Annotated in this window: 12 protein-coding genes; 8 read left to right on the forward strand and 4 right to left on the reverse strand. The window is 73.8% G+C overall.

The window, feature by feature from the left end; all coding sequences use genetic code 11:
- Positions 1 to 23 precede the first annotated feature (23 nt).
- On the forward strand, positions 24 to 2,165 hold the full coding sequence (locus AC3X7Z_RS06505) for a RecQ family ATP-dependent DNA helicase (protein ID WP_489975401.1): 2,142 nt from the start codon (positions 24 to 26) through the stop codon (positions 2,163 to 2,165).
- Positions 2,166 to 2,175: 10 nt separating this feature from the next.
- On the opposite strand, the gene AC3X7Z_RS06510 is transcribed toward AC3X7Z_RS06505, so the two are convergent.
- Genes AC3X7Z_RS06510 through AC3X7Z_RS06520 form a run of 3 tightly spaced genes read right to left on the reverse strand, consistent with a single transcriptional unit; the run spans position 2,176 to position 5,558 of the window.
- The gene (locus AC3X7Z_RS06510) at positions 2,176 to 2,706 is read right to left on the reverse strand and encodes a hypothetical protein (RefSeq protein WP_489975402.1); all 531 of its coding nucleotides are present in this window, start codon (positions 2,704 to 2,706) and stop codon (positions 2,176 to 2,178) included.
- Positions 2,707 to 2,723: 17 nt separating this feature from the next.
- Positions 2,724 to 4,298, reverse strand: a complete 1,575-nt coding sequence (locus AC3X7Z_RS06515) for a DHA2 family efflux MFS transporter permease subunit (RefSeq protein WP_489975403.1) — start codon at positions 4,296 to 4,298, stop codon at positions 2,724 to 2,726.
- 42 nt (positions 4,299 to 4,340) lie between these two features.
- Complete coding sequence (locus AC3X7Z_RS06520; RefSeq protein ID WP_489975404.1) at positions 4,341 to 5,558, reverse strand: dipeptidase; 1,218 nt, start codon at positions 5,556 to 5,558, stop codon at positions 4,341 to 4,343.
- A gap of 193 nt (positions 5,559 to 5,751) precedes the next feature.
- On the opposite strand from AC3X7Z_RS06520, the gene AC3X7Z_RS06525 reads away from it, so the two are divergent.
- The gene (locus AC3X7Z_RS06525; protein ID WP_489975405.1) at positions 5,752 to 8,466 is read left to right on the forward strand and encodes a DEAD/DEAH box helicase; all 2,715 of its coding nucleotides are present in this window, start codon (positions 5,752 to 5,754) and stop codon (positions 8,464 to 8,466) included.
- Positions 8,466 to 9,188 (forward strand): SWIM zinc finger family protein, encoded by a 723-nt coding sequence (locus AC3X7Z_RS06530; protein WP_186339751.1) that lies wholly within the window; start codon positions 8,466 to 8,468, stop codon positions 9,186 to 9,188. Before AC3X7Z_RS06525 ends, AC3X7Z_RS06530 begins: the two co-directional genes overlap by 1 nt.
- Positions 9,189 to 9,198: 10 nt before the next feature.
- Here AC3X7Z_RS06530 and AC3X7Z_RS06535 read toward each other — a convergent pair whose 3' ends face one another.
- Entirely contained in the window at positions 9,199 to 9,750 is a 552-nt protein-coding gene (locus tag AC3X7Z_RS06535; protein ID WP_489975406.1) for an SACE_7040 family transcriptional regulator, read from the reverse strand.
- A 362-nt stretch (positions 9,751 to 10,112) separates the two neighbouring features.
- Here AC3X7Z_RS06535 and AC3X7Z_RS06540 point away from each other — a divergent pair, with 362 nt between their 5' ends.
- The 5 genes from AC3X7Z_RS06540 to AC3X7Z_RS06560 are packed head-to-tail and all read left to right on the forward strand — an operon-like array spanning position 10,113 to position 16,530.
- Positions 10,113 to 10,802 carry a response regulator transcription factor gene (locus AC3X7Z_RS06540; RefSeq protein WP_489975407.1) on the forward strand — a complete coding sequence of 230 codons (690 nt, stop codon included), beginning with the start codon at positions 10,113 to 10,115 and terminating at the stop codon, positions 10,800 to 10,802.
- Between the two features lie 10 nt (positions 10,803 to 10,812).
- A complete protein-coding gene (locus tag AC3X7Z_RS06545) occupies positions 10,813 to 12,018 on the forward strand; it encodes a sensor histidine kinase (RefSeq protein WP_489975408.1) in 1,206 nt (401 codons plus the stop codon).
- Between the two features lie 36 nt (positions 12,019 to 12,054).
- Positions 12,055 to 13,617, forward strand: coding sequence for a carboxyl transferase domain-containing protein (locus tag AC3X7Z_RS06550; RefSeq protein ID WP_489975409.1), 1,563 nt, complete (start codon positions 12,055 to 12,057; stop codon positions 13,615 to 13,617).
- Positions 13,618 to 13,622: 5 nt separating this feature from the next.
- Positions 13,623 to 15,605 (forward strand): acetyl/propionyl/methylcrotonyl-CoA carboxylase subunit alpha, encoded by a 1,983-nt coding sequence (locus AC3X7Z_RS06555; RefSeq protein ID WP_489975410.1) that lies wholly within the window; start codon positions 13,623 to 13,625, stop codon positions 15,603 to 15,605.
- Entirely contained in the window at positions 15,598 to 16,530 is a 933-nt protein-coding gene (locus AC3X7Z_RS06560) for a hydroxymethylglutaryl-CoA lyase (RefSeq protein ID WP_489975411.1), read from the forward strand. Before AC3X7Z_RS06555 ends, AC3X7Z_RS06560 begins: the two co-directional genes overlap by 8 nt.
- The last annotated feature ends 16 nt before the right edge of the window (positions 16,531 to 16,546 follow it).

Here is a 16,546-nt window from a genome sequence, read left to right on the forward strand (position 1 = left end):
GTGGCGGTTGGTAGACAGGTGGCATGACCGCCGTCCCCACCACCCCCGCCGACGTCCGCCCCGCCGCCCGCGAGGCGGCCGAGCGGCACCTGCGGGCGCTGGTCGGGCGAGACGACGCCGTCCTGCGCGAGGACCAGTGGGCCGCGATCGAGGCCCTCGCCGTCGACCGGCGCCGCGCCCTCGTCGTCCAGCGCACCGGGTGGGGCAAGTCGGCGGTCTACTTCGTCGCGACCAAGCTGCTGCGCGAGGGGGGTGCGGGTCCCACCGTGATCGTCAGCCCGCTGCTCGCGCTCATGCGCAACCAGATCGCCGCCGCCGAGCGGGCCGGCATCCGGGCGGTGACGATCAACTCGACCAACATCGACCAGTGGCAGCCGATCAACGAGCAGATCCGCGCCGGCGAGGTCGACGTCCTCCTCGTCAGCCCCGAGCGGCTCAACAACCCCGGCTTCCGCGACGAGGTGCTCCCGCGCCTCGCCGCCACCTGCGGCCTGCTCGTGGTCGACGAGGCCCACTGCATCTCCGACTGGGGCCACGACTTCCGCCCCGACTACCGCCGGCTGCGCACCCTGCTCGCCGAGCTGCCCACCGGCATCCCGGTGCTCGCCACGACGGCGACCGCCAACGCCCGGGTGACCGACGACGTCGCCGAGCAGCTCGGGGTGCACGCCGACGGGGCCGCCGACTCGCAGGTGCTCGTGCAGCGCGGCACGCTCGACCGCGAGTCCCTCCGGCTCGGCGTCGTCCGGCTCCGGACCCCCGAGCAGCGGCTCGCCTGGCTGGCCGACCACCTCGCCGAGCAGCCCGGGTCGGGCATCGTCTACTGCCTCACCGTCGCCGCCACGCAGGAGGTCGCGGGCTACCTCCGCGACCGCGGCCTCGAGGTCGCGGCCTACTCCGGCCAGACCGAGCCCGACGAGCGGCACGCGCTGGAGCAGGCGCTGGTGGACGGCCGGGTCAAGGCCCTCATCGCCACCAGCGCGCTGGGCATGGGCTTCGACGCGACCCTCGGCTTCGTGATCAACCTCGGCGCCCCGGCGTCGCCCGTCGCCTACTACCAGCAGGTCGGCCGCGCCGGCCGCGGCACCGACGAGGCGACGGTCGTGCTGCTGCCCCAGCTCGAGGACCGCGACATCTGGGCCTACTTCGCCTCGCTCGGCTTCCCACGCGAGGAGCAGGTCCGCGAGACGCTCGCCGCCCTCGGCGCGTCCGAGCGCCCGATGTCGACGGCCACCCTCGAGACCCGCGTCGAGCTCGGCCGCAACCGGCTCGAGTCGATGCTCAAGGTCCTCGACGTCGACGGCGCCGTCCAGCGCGTGCAGGGCGGCTGGGTCGCGACCGGGCGTCCCTGGCACTACGACGCCGAGCGCTACGCCCGGGTGGCCGAGGCCCGCGAGCGCGAGCAGCAGGCGATGCTGGGATACCTCGAGACCACCGAGTGCCGGATGCGCTACCTCCGCGAGCAGCTCGACGACCCCGACGCCGCCGACTGCGGTCGCTGCGACAACTGCGGCGGGCTGAGCCTGTCGACGGCGGTGAGCGACACGGCGGTGGCCGAGGCCGGCCAGCGGCTCTCCCGCCCCGGCGTCGTGCTCGAGCCGCGTCGGATGTGGCCCACGGCGCTGGCCAACCTCGGCCTCGACCTCAAGGGCAAGATCACCCAGGGCGCCGAGCCCGGTCGCACGGTCGCCCGCCTCACCGACCTCGGCCACGGGCAGGCGCTGCGGGCGCTCTTCCGCGAGGACACCCCCGACGGTCCGGTCCCGCCCGGGCTGGCGCAGGCGGTGATGGACGTGATGAAGGACTGGGCCCCCGAGTGGAGGTCGCGTCCCGACGTGATCGTCGTCGTGGAGTCGGCGGCCCGGCCCACCCTGACCCGCGACCTCGCCGACGGCCTGTCCCGCGTGATGCAGGTCCCCGTGGTCGGCACGTGGGCGATCCGCGACCCCTCCGTCCCGCCCCGCGCCGGCCAGTCCAACTCGGCCCAGCGCGTCGCCGCCGTACGCCGTCGCGGTGGCCTCGACGCCGACGTGCCGGCCGGCGCCACCGTGCTGCTCGTCGACGACCAGGTGGCGACCGGCTGGACGCTCACGGTCGCCGCGACCGCGATCCGCGCGGCGGGGGCGAGCGCCGTCCTCCCGCTGGCCCTCGCCTCCCAGGGCTGAGCGACGGCGGTCAGAGCGCGGTCGTCACCGCGTGCTGGAAGTGGTCGCGCTCGAGGTCTCCCTGCAGCAGCGCGGGACGCTCGGCGACCTCCGCCGCGAGGCGGCGCAGCAGCGGCTGCAGCGACTCGACGTGGAAGCGGGACACCACGATCGTGCCCCGTCCGACCCGGGGCTCGCCGGAGAGGAGGATCCGCTCGCTGGGCATGATCTTGCCGCCGTCACCGGTGTAGCGCACCTTGATCTCGGTCAGGTCGTCGAAGGCGATCTGCTGGCGGACCTCGCCGCCCGTGACCACCGACACCGCGTCGTCCGAGACGTGGGTGTGGCGGGTGAGGATGCTGCGCACGAGCAGCAGGGGCGCGACGACGAGCACGAGGGCCATCACCGCGGCCGACGCCCAGGCACCGATCGCCGTGCCGCCCGACTCGCCGGTGGCGGCGCGCACCGTGCGCACCACCGGCACCGCGAAGACCACCGCGGCGAGGACCAGGACCCACACGAAGGTGCGGCGTGGCGGCAGCTCCGCCCCGAGACCGTCCATGTCTCGCACGCGGGCCGTCAGTGACCCACCAGCACGGTGGGGTCGACCGGGGCGAGCCTCCTGCGGGGCAGGAACGCCGCGGGGATCAGGCAGCACGCGACGAGCACCGTGGCGACGACGAACACCGTCGCGAACGCGTCGGCCATGTCGCTGGTGACCAGCTGCTCGAGGTTGCCGAGCTGGTCGGGCGAGATCCCGAAGCGCTCGAGGATCGCGGCCACCTTGGTCTGGTCGTCGCCGGCCTCGGCCAGAGCGGTGCCGGCGGCGACGAAGCGCGAGTCCTTGAGCTCGTTGGTGAGGATCACCGAGAAGAGCGCGGTGCCGATCGAGGCCGCGACCTGCTGGGTGATGTTGAGCAGCGTCGAGCCGCGGGCGACGTTGTTCGCGGTGAGCGTCGCCAGCGCGGCGGACATGATGGGCATCATCGTGCCGCCCATGCCGAGGCCCATGATGAACAGCGCGCCGAGGATGTAGACGTAGGAGGTGTCGGCGCCGATCTGGGTGAACATCGCCATGCCGACGGTGATCACCGTGATCCCGACGAGCACGATCTTGCCGGGACCGATCCGGTCGGCGAGGACGCCCGCGAGGGGCATGGTGAGCATCGCGCCGACGCCCTGTGGGGCCAGCAGCCAGCCGGTGAAGAGGGTGCCCTCGCCGCGGACCTGGATGAAGTAGAGCGGGAACAGCAGCGAGGCCCCGAAGAAGGCGATGGCGAAGAGCGTCATCGCGATGATCGCGACGGTGAGGTTGCGGTTGGCGAACAGGCGCAGCTCGACCAGCGGGTGGACGTTGCGCCGCGCGAGGGCCCACGGCACGAACGCCGCGATGAAGGCGAGGCCGCCGACCATCGGCACCAGCACCCGGGCAGCCATGACGGTGCCCTCCTCCGGGATGGAGCTGACGCCGTAGAGGAACGCGGCGAGGCCGGGCGAGAGCAGCAGCATGCCCAGCCAGTCGAAGGTCTCCGACGGCTCGACGTCGTCCTTGGGCAGCACGATCCAGGCGTAGACGATCGCGGCGAGGCCGATGGGCAGGTTGATCAGGAAGATCCAGTGCCACGACGCGCTCTCGATCAGGGCGCCGCCGACGATCGGGCCGAAGATCGGGCCGAGGAGCATCGGGATGCCGAGCACGGCCATCACGCGGCCCACCCGCTCGGGGCCGGCGGCGCGGGTCAGGATCGTCATGCCGAGCGGCATCAGCATGCCCCCGCCGAGGCCCTGGAGCACCCGGAAGAGCACGAGCGTCTCCAGCGACGTCGCCGCGGCGCACAGCACCGAGCCGAGGGTGAAGAGCAGCACCGCGAGGAGGTAGAGCCGCTTGGTGCCGAAGCGGTCGGCCGCCCAGCCCGTCAGCGGGATGACGCTGGCGAGGGCGAGGGTGTAGCCGGTCATCGTCCAGGCCACCTCGGCGGCGGTCGCGTCGAACTCCTCCTGGAAGGTGTTGAGCGCGACGGACACGACGGTGATGTCGAGGATCGACATGATCGCGCCGAGGACGACGACGCCGGCCACCATCAGGACGTTCTTGTCGAGCTTGTCGGAGCGCTCGGGGCGGATCTCGCCGGGCTGGGTCTGGGTGTGGGTCACCCGCCAACGGTAGGCGGTGCGGGCGACCCCGGCGCAATCGGTTTACGCACCGCCCGGGTCACTGCCACGGACGCTCGGGCGTACGCCGTCGAGGTCCTCGATCCGCGCCAGGCTCGGCCCGCGCTCCGACTGCAGGTCGAGCGCCACCGCCTCGATCTCGCGCATCACCCGCAGGGTGTTGCGGCAGGTCAGCCGGGCCAGGTCGGCGGCCGACCAGCCGCGCTCGGCGAGCGCCGCGAGCAGCCGCGGGTAGGCCGACACGTCCTCCAGTCCTGCGGGGAGGGTCTCGACCCCGTCGTAGTCGCCGCCGAGCCCGACGTGGTCGATGCCGGCCACCTCGCGCACGTGCTCGCAGTGGGCGACGACGTCGTCGAGGGTGGCCGTGGGCCGCGGATGGTCGAGCACCCACGTCCGCTCGAACGCCGCGAACCGGACGCCGTCGGCCTCGGCGACGCCCTCGCGCGCGGCGGCCTCGACCAGCTCGCGGTGGGCCTCGGCACAGGCCGCGTTGACGAACTTCGGCACGAAGGTGACCATGCACACCCCGCCACCGCGGGCCATCGCCTCGAGCACGTCGTCGGGGGCGTTGCGGGGGCTGTCGGTCACCGCCCGCGCGGAGCTGTGGCTGAAGATGACCGGCGCCTCGGAGACCTCGAGCGCGTCGCGCATCGTGTCGGCGGAGACGTGGGAGAGGTCGACCATCATCCCGGTGCGGTTCATCTCGCGCACGACCTCGCGGCCGAAGTCGGTCAGCCCGCCCGCCGCGGGGCGGTCGGTGGCCGAGTCGGCCCACGGGGTGTTGGCGTTGTGGGTGAGCGTCAGGTAGCGCACGCCCAGGGCGTGGAGCGCGCGAAGCGTGCCGAGCGAGCAGTCGATCGAGTGGCCGCCCTCGGCGCCCATGAGCGAGGCGATCCGGTCCGACGCCCACGCCTCCTCGACCTCGTCGGCGCTCGTGGCCCACGCCAGCTGGTCGGCGTAGCGCGCGGTCAGCATGCGTGCCGCGTCGACCTGCTCGAGCGTGGCGCTCACGGCCGTGTCACCGCTCAGCCGCGTCGGCACGTAGACCGACCAGAACTGCGCGCCCATCCCGCCCGCGCGCATCCGCGGCAGGTCGGTGTGGGTGGGGGTGCCGCCCGCGCCGACGTCGAGGCGGGAGAAGTCGTACGCCGCCTGCGCGCGCGCCTCCCACAGCAGGTCGTTGTGCCCGTCGATCACCGGGTGCGCGGCCAGCAGTGCGGAGACGTCCACGGGGGTGCCCATGGTCGTCGACCGTAGCCGGTCGAGCGGCTGCGCGAGACCCGGGCGGGTGAGGGGCGGGAACTCCGTGTCGGTGCGAGGCGTTAGCGTCTCGTCGTCCGCCACCCGGCGGATCGGAGAGGGGCCAGATGACCGACGTCCCACCCCGGCCCTCCCCTTCGACGCCGCTCGCCGCGTCGCGCACGGAGGACCGCGCATGAGCCTCGTCCCGGTCACCGGCCCGGCCAGGCTGCTGGTGGGGGAGCCGCCCCGGGAGGGGTCGGTGGAGTTCACCGACGCGCGCCGCACCATCGTGATGCCGATCAGGGGCGCGCTGCCGGTGCTGGGCAAGGCCCGCGACCAGGCCGACGTGCACCCGTCGGTGGCGCTGCTCGCCGGGGCCGCGCTGATGGGCCTGCAGCTGGTCGCGTCGGGCCGCTTCGCCCCCGACCCCGAGGGCCGGCACTGGCAGGTCGCGGGTCTCGACGCGGCCGACGAGCAGCGGATCGCCGACCTGGCGCGCTCGCGGGCGTGGGACGGCTTCGACGAGGCGTCCGCCGAGGGGATGGTGCGCGGGATGCTCGACGCGGTCGTCGACACCATGCCCCGCACCACCCCGGGACGCTCGCGGCACCGCGGCCCCGCCCGCGCACCCGACCGCGCGCCCGCCCAGCGGAGCCCCGACGACTTCAGCGACCGGCTGCAGCAGCGGATCGCCCGGATCCGGGCTCGCGGGCGCGACGACCGACCCCAGCTGGTCTCGATCTCCTTCCGGGTCGAGGCCGACGAGGAGGAGCTGGTCGCGGGCGCCGTGCGCCTGGTGATGCAGGTGCACGCCGTCGACAACCCCGCCCATGTCGCCGACGCCTCCGAGCTGTGGGCCGAGACCGGCCCCGAGGCGGCCCACGGCTTCGGCGAGCGGGCCCGCACCCACGCCGCGATCGCCCTGCGCTCGGCGGCCGACGCCTGGCCGGTGCTCGACCGGCTGCTCGACCTGCGCGTCCCCGACGAGATCACCCTCGACACCGACGAGATCCTCTCGCTGCTCGACGGCGGCGCCGCGGCGCTCACCGAGGCCGGGCACCCGGTCATGTGGCCGAAGTACCTCGACCGCGAGGTGACCCAGCGCGTCGAGCTGGGCCGCCGGGCGCCGGCCGGCGGGCGGGAGGAGCCGCTGCAGGACGGCCTGTTCGGACCGCAGGCCCTGTTCGGCTTCGAGTGGCAGCTGTCGCTGCACGGCGAGGAGCTGACCGACGACGAGATGGACGAGCTGGCCCGCACGACCAGCCCGATCATCAAGCTCCGCGACAACTGGGTCGCCGTCGACTCCGCCGTGATCAAGCGGGCCCGCAAGAGGCTGATCCGCACCGTCACCCCCGTGCAGGCGCTGGCCGCGACCCTCACCGGGGTCGTCGACATCGAGGACGCCCCCTACGAGGCGGTCGTCGGCGCGAGCCTGCTCGCGATGCGCGACCGGGTGCGTGACGCGGTCACCGGCGAGCTCGTCGACGTTCCGGCCGGACTGCGCGCCGAGCTGCGCGACTACCAGCGCCGCGGACTGTCGTGGCTGGCCGAGCTGACGTCGCTGGGCCTCGGCGGCTGCCTGGCCGACGACATGGGCCTCGGCAAGACGATCACGGTCATCGCGCTCCACCTGCACCGCAGCGAAGGGCGCGGCGGCGCCCCCACCCTGGTCGTGTGCCCGGCCTCGCTGCTCGGCAACTGGGAGGCCGAGATCCGCCGCTTCGCCCCCGGCGTCGCCGTACGCCGCCACCACGGCAGCACGCGCGACCTCGACGGCGTGCGCGACGGCTTCGTGCTCACCACCTACGGCACGATGCGCAACGACGCCGCGCTGCTGGCCGAGGTGCCCTGGGACCTCGTCGTCGCCGACGAGGCACAGCACATCAAGAACTCCCGCTCGGCCGCCGCCCGCGCGCTGCGCACCATCCCCAGCACCGCCCGGGTCGCCCTCACCGGCACGCCGGTCGAGAACGACCTCACCGAGCTCTGGTCGATCCTCGACTGGGCCATCCCCGGCCTGCTCGGCAGCCGCAACGCCTTCCGCAAGGTGTGGGCGGGCCCGATCGAGTCGGGCCTCGAGCCCACCAAGGCACGGCAGTTCGCCGACCTGATCGACCCCTTCCTGCTGCGTCGCCGCAAGTCTGACCCGGGCGTGGCCCCCGAGCTCCCGCCCAAGACCGAGACCGACCACCTGCTCGGCCTGACCCGCGAGCAGGTCGTCCTCTACGAGACCCTGGTGCGCGAGTCGATGCGGCGCATCGAGGAGGCCGACGAGGAGACCCGCCGCGGCCTGGTGCTCAAGCTGCTCACCGGCCTCAAGCAGATCTGCAACCATCCCGCCCACTTCCTGCGCCAGGCCAACCCCAGGCTGCGCGGGCGCTCGGAGAAGGTCGAGCTCCTCGACGAGCTGGTCGGCACGGTCATGGCCGAGGAGGGTGCCGTCCTCGTCTTCACCCAGTACGTCGCGATGGCCGAGCTGCTCGTGCGCCACCTCGCCGCAGCGGGGGTGCCCCACCAGCTGCTCCACGGCGGCACGCCGGTGCGCCAGCGCGACGAGATGGTGGCGCGGTTCCAGGCCGGCGAGGCGCCGGTGTTCCTGCTCTCCCTCAAGGCCGGCGGCACCGGGCTCAACCTCACCCGGGCCGACCACGTCATCCACTTCGACCGCTGGTGGAACCCCGCCGTCGAGGACCAGGCCACCGACCGTGCCTACCGGATCGGCCAGACCCGACCGGTGCAGGTGCACCGCTTCGTCACCCAGGGCACCATCGAGGAGCGGATCGCCGAGCTGCTGGCCCGCAAGCGCTCCCTGGCCGACTCGGTGCTGTCGCGAGGTGAGACGGCGCTCACCGAGCTCTCCGACGCTGAGTTGCGCGACCTGGTCGAGCTGCGTCGCGAGGGCACCTGATGGCCCCGCCCGACGACACCGCGACCACCCATCCCCGCCTGCCGCCCCGCCGCGGGGGTGGGTCCGGCACCTGGTGGAGCAAGGCCGTGCTCCGCGCGGTGGAGGAGGCCGCCTTCAGCGTCACCGACCTGCGCCGCGGTCGTGCGCTCGCGCGCGCCGGGTCGGTCGGCGCGATCACCGTCACCGAGGGCGGCGCGGTGGCGGCAGTCGACGACGGCCAGGACGCCTGGACCGTCGAGGTCACCGTCCCGGTCCTCGACGGCGCCGACGCGTCGGCGTTCATCGAGCTCGTCGCCGCCGAGTCCGGGCGGATCGGCGCCCTCCTGGCCGGGCAGCTGCCGCACTCGCTGGTCGAGGCGGTCGAGGAGGCCGGCGTCGAGCTGCTGCCCTACGGCGGCGAGCTGGGCTCGGCGTGCACCTGCGACGCGTGGCTCGACCCGTGCCCCCACGCGCTGGCCGTGCTGACCCAGCTGGCCTGGCTGATCCAGGCCGACCCGTTCGTGCTGACCCACCTGCGCGGGCTCTCGCGCGAGCGGGTGCTGCGCGACCTGCACCGGCTGGTCCGCCAGCCCCGGCCCGACGCGTCGCCCGACGACGACCCGGCCACCGGGCCCGGCGGGCTCGACGGGCAGGCCGAGGTCGACGACCTGGTGGTCGCCGAGGACGCGGCCGTCCGTGCGGCCCGCCTGCTCGGGCAGGACAGCCCGTTCGAGGCCTGGTGAGCGGCGATGCTCAGGAGAGCCCGAGCGCGCCGTGGGCCATGTCGCGGAGCACCGCGTGCATCTGCGGGTCGGGGAGCCGGCCGCTGTGCGGGGTGGAGTTGAGCAGGCCGAAGACGACGTGGGCGCGGGCGCGCGAGGTCTCCGGGCTCAGGGTCGGGTCGTGGCGGCGGATCTGCGTGGCCCACACGTCGACGTAGGCGCGCTGCAGGGCGCGTACGCGCTCGCGTGCCCGGTCGGGCAGGCTGCTCCAGTCGCGGTCCTGCACGACGATGAGCGCGCGGTGCCCGAGGGCGAACTCGATGTGCCACTCGACGAGCGCCTCGAGCGCCGCACGCGGGCCGTCGGCGGCGGCGACGCGGCTGCTGCCCTCGGCGAGCAGGGTCTCGCTGATGCTCACCAGCATCTCGGCGAGCATCGCGTCCTTGGACTCGAAGTGCTTGTAGAGCGCCGGGCCGGAGATGCCGCAGGCGGCGCCGAGCTCGGCCACGGACACGCCGTGGAAGCCCCGGGCGGCGAAGAGGTCGGCAGCGATGTCGAGGATCTGCTGCCGGCGCGGAGTCACGGCGACGAGGTTAGTGCCTGCTAACCGCTCCTTCGGCTCGCGCGGCGACGGGAGCCTCATCGGACGCTCCGGCGCCTGCCAGACTGCCAGCGGAATCACACGTGCCTCCCAGCTCCCCGATGCTGCCACCCCTGGCACCAGCCCCACGTCGGTCCAGCCGGTCCCCACGACCGATGAACTCTGACCCGATGCTAGAGCGTAGGCGCTACACCCTCAGGCGTGAGTGGTGCCAGCACCACCATCGGGCCAAGGATCCCGTCGCGAAGGTGTCCAATGACCACGGAATCCAGCGTGGGAGCGGCCTCGTGCCGCGTGACCCGTGGTGCGGGTGGGACAGTGGACCCGGTCGCTACGATGCGCCCATGCCCCCGATCCGCGTGGTGCTCGCCGAGGACGGCGACCTGCTGCGCGCCGGGGTGCTCGCGCTGCTCGAGGGACACGAGGACATCGAGGTCGTGGCGGCCGCCACCAGCCTGCCCGAGCTGCTCGCGGCTGTGGACGAGCACCGTCCCGACGTGGTGCTCACCGACATCCGGATGCCGCCCGACCTCACCGACGAGGGGATCCGCGCGGCCGGCGAGCTGCGCCGCACCCATCCCGGCGTCGGGGTGGTCGCCCTGACCCAGTACTCCGACGTGGAGTACGCCCTCGACCTGGTGCGCGAGGGCAGCGACGGGCGCGGCTACCTGCTCAAGGAGCGGGTGGCCGACGTCGACGAGCTGGTCACGGCGCTGCGCACGGTCGCGGCCGGCGGATCGGTCATCGACCAGCTCGTGGTCGACTCCCTGGTGGCGGGCGGCGCGCGGCGCGCCGACTCCGTCCTCGACCGGCTCACCCCCCGCGAGCTCGAGGTGCTGGGCATGGTGGCCCGCGGGATGACCAACGCCGCGATCGCCGACCAGCTCGCCGTCACCGACCGGGCGGTGGAGAAGCACGTCGGCTCGATCCTGACCAAGCTCGACCTGCCCGCCGACGCCCCCGTCCACCGCCGCGTCGCCGCGACGCTCGTCTTCCTCAGCGAGGCCGGCGTCGGCGGCATCGCGCTCGGGTGAGCGGGCCAGGGTGAGCTCGGTCCTGGGCGGCTGGGACAGCCTCGACCCGGCGCTCCGGCGGCTGATGCGGATCAACCTCGCCGTGCTGGGCGTGGCGACGGTGCTGCTCGCGGCGGCGTACGTCCTCGGCTTCCGCCCCCGGGCGGCCGAGGTCGACCTCGCGGTGATGGCGCTCTCGATCGCCCTGCTGCTGGCCACCGCGCCGCTGTCGCGCCGGCACGGCGCCCCGGCGGCGGTCGTCGGCCTCACGCTCGCCGCCCTGGTCTTCGCCGTCGGCGGCACCTGGGCCACGCCCGTCCTCAGCCCGCTCACCGCCCTGCTGACGATGGTGCCGCTGCTGATCGGCTCCTCCTTCCTGGGACGGCGGTGGATCCTGGCGCTCAGCGTGGTCGCGGTGGTCGGCAGCGCCGGCGTCGCCGCGCTGGGTGAGTGGCGGCGGCCGGAGGCGGTCAGCGAGCACTGGTGGGCCAACGCCCTGGTGGTGGCGTCGTCGCTGCCGGCCGGGGTGGTCGTGGTGGTGCTGCTGGTGCGCGGGGCGTACGCCCGACTGCAGGAGCAGTCCGGCGAGCTCGTGGAGTCGCGGCGCCGGGTCGTCGAGGTCGCCGACGCCGCCCGTCGCAGTCTCGAGCGCGACCTGCACGACGGCGTGCAGCAGCGGCTGCTGGCCACCAGCGTGACGATCGAGCGGGCCCGCAAGGCCCTCGCCGCCGGGAGCGTCGACGGAGCGGCGACGCTGCTCGAGCAGCTGGCCGGCGACACTCGTGCGACCGCCGAGGAGCTGCGCGAGCTCGCCCGCGGCATCTACCCGCCGCTGCTCAGCGAGCGCGGGCTGGTGGCGGCGCTCCAATCGGCCGCGCGGCGCTCCGCGGTGCCGGTCACCCTCGACGTCGCCGACGTCGAGCGGCACAGCCGCGACGTCGAGGCGGCGGCCTACTTCTGCATCCTCGAGGCGCTGACCAACGCCGCGAAGCACTCCGGCGCGACCGAGGTCGTCATCACCGTCCGCGGGCGTCCGCACCTCTCCTTCGCCGTGAGCGACGACGGTCGGGGCTTCGACCGCCCCAGCGTCGACGTCGGCGGGCTGCTCGGGATGGAGGCCCGCGTCGAGGCGGCCGGCGGGCGCCTCGCGCTCGACACCGCGCCGGGTCGCGGCACGGTGCTGCGTGGTGAGTTCCCGCCCTCCGGTCGTCGACCCACGGACCGTCGGGCGGAGTGATGGACACCGGAGGTTAACGATCGCTAACCTGAGCCGGTGTCCGATCCCGTGAGCACCACCCCCACCATGCGCGAGCTCGTCGACGACCTCCGCGCCCGGCTGGCGCGGGTGCGCCAGGGCGGGTCGGAGTCCGCGCGGCGCAAGCACACCGACCGCGGCAAGCTGCTGGTCCGCGACCGCGTCGACCGGCTGCTCGACCCGGGCAGCCCGTTCCTCGAGCTGGCGCCGCTGGCGGCGTTCGGGATGTACGGCAGCGGGTCGGGGGGCGACGACTACGCCGTCCCGTCCGCCGGCGTGGTCGCCGGCATCGGCCGGGTGGCGGGCCGCGAGTGCGTCGTCGTGGCCAACGACGCGACCGTCAAGGGCGGCACCTACTACCCGATGACGGTCAAGAAGCACCTCCGCGCGCAGACGGTCGCCGCGGAGAACGGGCTGCCCTGCATCTACCTCGTCGACTCCGGTGGGGCGTTCCTGCCGATGCAGGACGAGGTCTTCCCCGACCGCGAGCACTTCGGCCGGATCTTCTTCAACCAGGCCAACCTGTCGGCGAAGGGGATCCCGCAGATCGCCAGCGTGATGGGCTCGTGCACCGCCGGCGGGGCGTACGTCCCGGCGATGTCCGACGAGACGGTCATCGTCCGCGAGCAGGGCACGATCTTCCTCGGTGGCCCGCCGCTGGTGAAGGCCGCGACGGGCGAGGTCGTCACGGCCGAGGACCTGGGCGGCGGCGACGTCCACGCCCGCACCTCCGGCGTCGTCGACCACCTGGCCGAGGACGACGCCCACGCGCTCGCGATCGTCCGCTCGATCGTCGACACGCTCCCCGCCGCGCAGCCGGCCCGGCAGCCGCGGGCCGGGGTGGAGGAGCCGCACGAGCCGCCGGAGTCGCTCTACGACGTGGTGCCCACCGACACCCGCACGCCCTACGACGTGCGCGAGGTGGTCCGCCGGCTCGTCGACGGGAGCCGCTTCCACGAGTTCAAGAGGCTCTACGGCGACACGCTGGTGTGCGGCTTCGCCCGCATCGACGGCTACGAGGTCGGCATCGTCGCCAACAACGGGATCCTCTTCAGCGAGTCGGCGCTCAAGGGCGCCCACTTCATCGAGCTGTGCAACCAGCGCGGGATCCCGCTGGTGTTCCTGCAGAACATCACCGGCTTCATGGTCGGGCGCGAGTACGAGAACAAGGGCATCGCCCGCGACGGCGCCAAGCTGGTCACCGCGGTCGCGTGCAGCGTCGTGCCGAAGTTCACCGTCGTCATCGGCGGCTCGTTCGGCGCCGGCAACTACGGCATGTGCGGTCGCGCCTACGACCCGCGCTTCCTCTGGATGTGGCCCAACGCCCGGATCTCGGTGATGGGCGGGGAGCAGGCCGCCTCGGTGCTCGCGAGCGTCGCGGGCCGCGAGGACGACGACGAGTTCAAGGCGCCGATCCGCGAGCAGTACGAGACCCAGGGCTCGTCCTACTACGCCAGCGCCCGGCTCTGGGACGACGGCGTCATCGACCCCGCCGACACCCGCCGCGTGCTCGGCATGGCGCTCGCCGCGACGTCGTACACCCCGATCCCCGAGCCGTCCTACGGCATCTTCAGGATGTGATGACGATGGACCGACCCGAGACCATGCGCGTGCTCATCGCCAACCGGGGTGAGATCGCGGTGCGCGTCGCGCGGACCTGTCGGCGCCTCGGCCTGTCGACGGTGGCCATCCACACCGACCTCGACGCCGACGCCCCCCACGTGCGGGCCTGCGACGAGGTGGGCCGCGTCTCGTCCTACCTCGACGTCGACGAGGTCGTGCGCGAGGCGCGTCGCCACGGCTGCTGGGCCGTGCACCCCGGCTACGGCTTCCTGTCCGAGCGCGCGCCCTTCGCGCGGGCGCTGGCCGAAGCGGGCATCACCCTGATCGGTCCGAGCGCCGAGGTGATGGACGCGATGGGCCGCAAGGACCGGGCCCGCGACATCGCGCTCGCGGCCGGCGTTCCGGTGGTGCCGTCGTACGCCCTCGACGACGACCCGGCGACCTTCAGCTACCCGGTCCTGGTCAAGGCCGCCGCCGGCGGTGGCGGCAAGGGGATGCGGGTGGTGCGCAGCGCCGCCGAGCTGCCCGACGCGAGGGAGGCCGCCGCCCGCGAGGCCGCCTCCTCGTTCGGCGACGACACGCTCCTGATCGAGAAGTACGTCGAGTCGGGGCGCCACATCGAGGTGCAGGTCTTCGGCGACCCCCACGGCACCGTGCGGCACCTCTTCGAGCGTGACTGCTCGACCCAGCGCCGGCACCAGAAGGTGCTGGAGGAGGCGCCCGCGCCGACGATCACCGACGAGCAGCGCGCCGCGATCACCTCGTCGGCCGTCGCCCTCGCCGAGCAGTGCGGCTACACCGGCGCCGGCACGGTCGAGTTCCTGCTCGACAACGCCACCGGCGAGTTCTACTTCCTCGAGATGAACACCCGCCTCCAGGTCGAGCACCCGGTCACTGAGGAGGTCGTCCGGATCCGCGGCGAGCGCGTCGACCTCGTCGAGCTCCAGCTGCGGGTGGCTGCGGGCGAGCCGCTCGGCTTCACCCAGGACGAGGTCACCCTCGACGGCCACGCGATCGAGGCCCGCGTCTACGCGGAGGACTCCTTCCACGGCTTCCTGCCCCAGGCCGGGCGCACGTCGATCGTGCGGTGGCCTGAGAGCGGTGAGCTGTCCGCGAGCGCCAGCGAGCTGACAGGTCACCGAGTCGAGCGCTCCAGCACTCACGGGATTCGCGTCGACCACGCGCTCGAGCCCGAGCAGGAGGTCTCCACGGCGTACGACCCGATGCTCGGCAAGGTCATCGCGTGGGGCGCCGACCGCGAGGCCGCCCGCGCTGCGCTCGTCGGCGCCCTCGATGAGACCGCGATCCTCGGGATCACCACCAACACCGGCTTCCTGCGCGCCCTGGCCGACTCCCCGGAGTTCCGCGGGGCGACCATCGACACGGCATGGCTCGACCGCCACGAGGTCGCGGCGCCCGACGCGGACCTCGCGCGGGTCTTCGGCGCGTGGACCGAGGTGCTGATCGACACGATGGGCGAGCCCGGGCCGTGGCGGGCCGACGGGTGGCGGATGGGCGCCGACCCCGCGCCCGACACGGTGGTGCTCGGCGATGACCTGGTGGTCGTCGACCGGCACCGCGGCACGGTCACCCACGACGGCGCCAGCCATGACGTACGCCTGGTGTCGGCGGCCGACCACACCGTCCACCTGCTCGTGGACGGGGTGGCCGAGCACGCCGTGCTCAACGTGCAGCGCGACCTCGTCGACGTCGTGCATCGCGGGCAGCGGTGGGCGTGGGAGCGCCCCGACCCGTTCGGCGACCACGCCGCCGCGACCGGCGACGGGACGCTGCTCGCCCCGATGCCGGGCACCGTCCTGGCCGTCCACGTCGCCGAGGGCCAGGCCGTGGCCGAGGGTGAGACGATGGGGGTGATGGAGGCGATGAAGATGGAGCTCGCGCTCCGGGCACCCTTCGCCGGCACGGTCACCATCGTCGGCGCGGCCGTCGGCGACCTGGTCAGGCTCGGCGCGGTGCTCTTCACGGTGGAGGCGGACGATGACTGATCTCCCGATGACGGTGCGGGCCCAGGGCCTGCCGGAGCGCGTCACGATCTACGAGGTCGGCCCGCGCGACGGGCTGCAGAACGAGCAGGCGATCGTGCCGGTGGCGGTCAAGGCCGAGTTCGTCCGCCGTCTCGTCGCCGCGGGCCTGCCGATCGTCGAGGCGACCAGCTTCGTGCATCCCCGCTGGGTGCCGCAGCTCGCCGACGCCGCGGAGCTGATGAGCGAGCTGGGCGAGGCCGCCCGCCGGCTGCCGGTGCTCGTGCCCAACGAGCGCGGCCTCGACCGGGCCCTCGAGCTCGGCCTGGAGCACATCGCCGTCTTCGCCAGCGCGACCGAGACCTTCGCGACCAAGAACCTCAACCGCACCTTCGACGAGCAGTTCGCCATGTTCGAGCCGACCGTGGCGCGGGCGCGGGAGGCGGGCATGGACGTCCGGGCCTACGTCTCGATGTGCTTCGGCGACCCGTGGGAGGGCGCCGTGGCGATCGAGCAGGTCGTCACCGCCGGCACCCGGCTGCTCGACCTCGGCGCGAGCCAGCTCAGCCTCGGCGACACCATCGGCGTGGCGACCGCCGGCCACGTCGCGGCGCTCGTGGCGGCGTTCGGCGAGGCGGGCGTCGGCACCGACCGGCTGGCGATGCACTTCCACGACACCTACGGCCAGGCGCTCGCCAACACCCACGCCGCGCTGCTGGCCGGCATCACCACCTTCGACGCCAGCGCCGGCGGGCTCGGCGGCTGCCCCTACGCCAAGTCGGCCACCGGCAACCTCGCCACCGAGGACCTGGTCTGGATGCTGACCGGTCTCGGCATCGAGCACGGGGTCGACCTCGACGCCGTCGTCGCCACCAGCACCTGGATGGCCGCCCAGCTCGGCCGGCCGAGCCCCAGCGCCGTCGTCCGCGCCCTCGGCGGGGACGGGTAGCCCGGTGCCGGAGGGT

The organism is Nocardioides sp. Z24_21, from assembly GCF_058134345.1.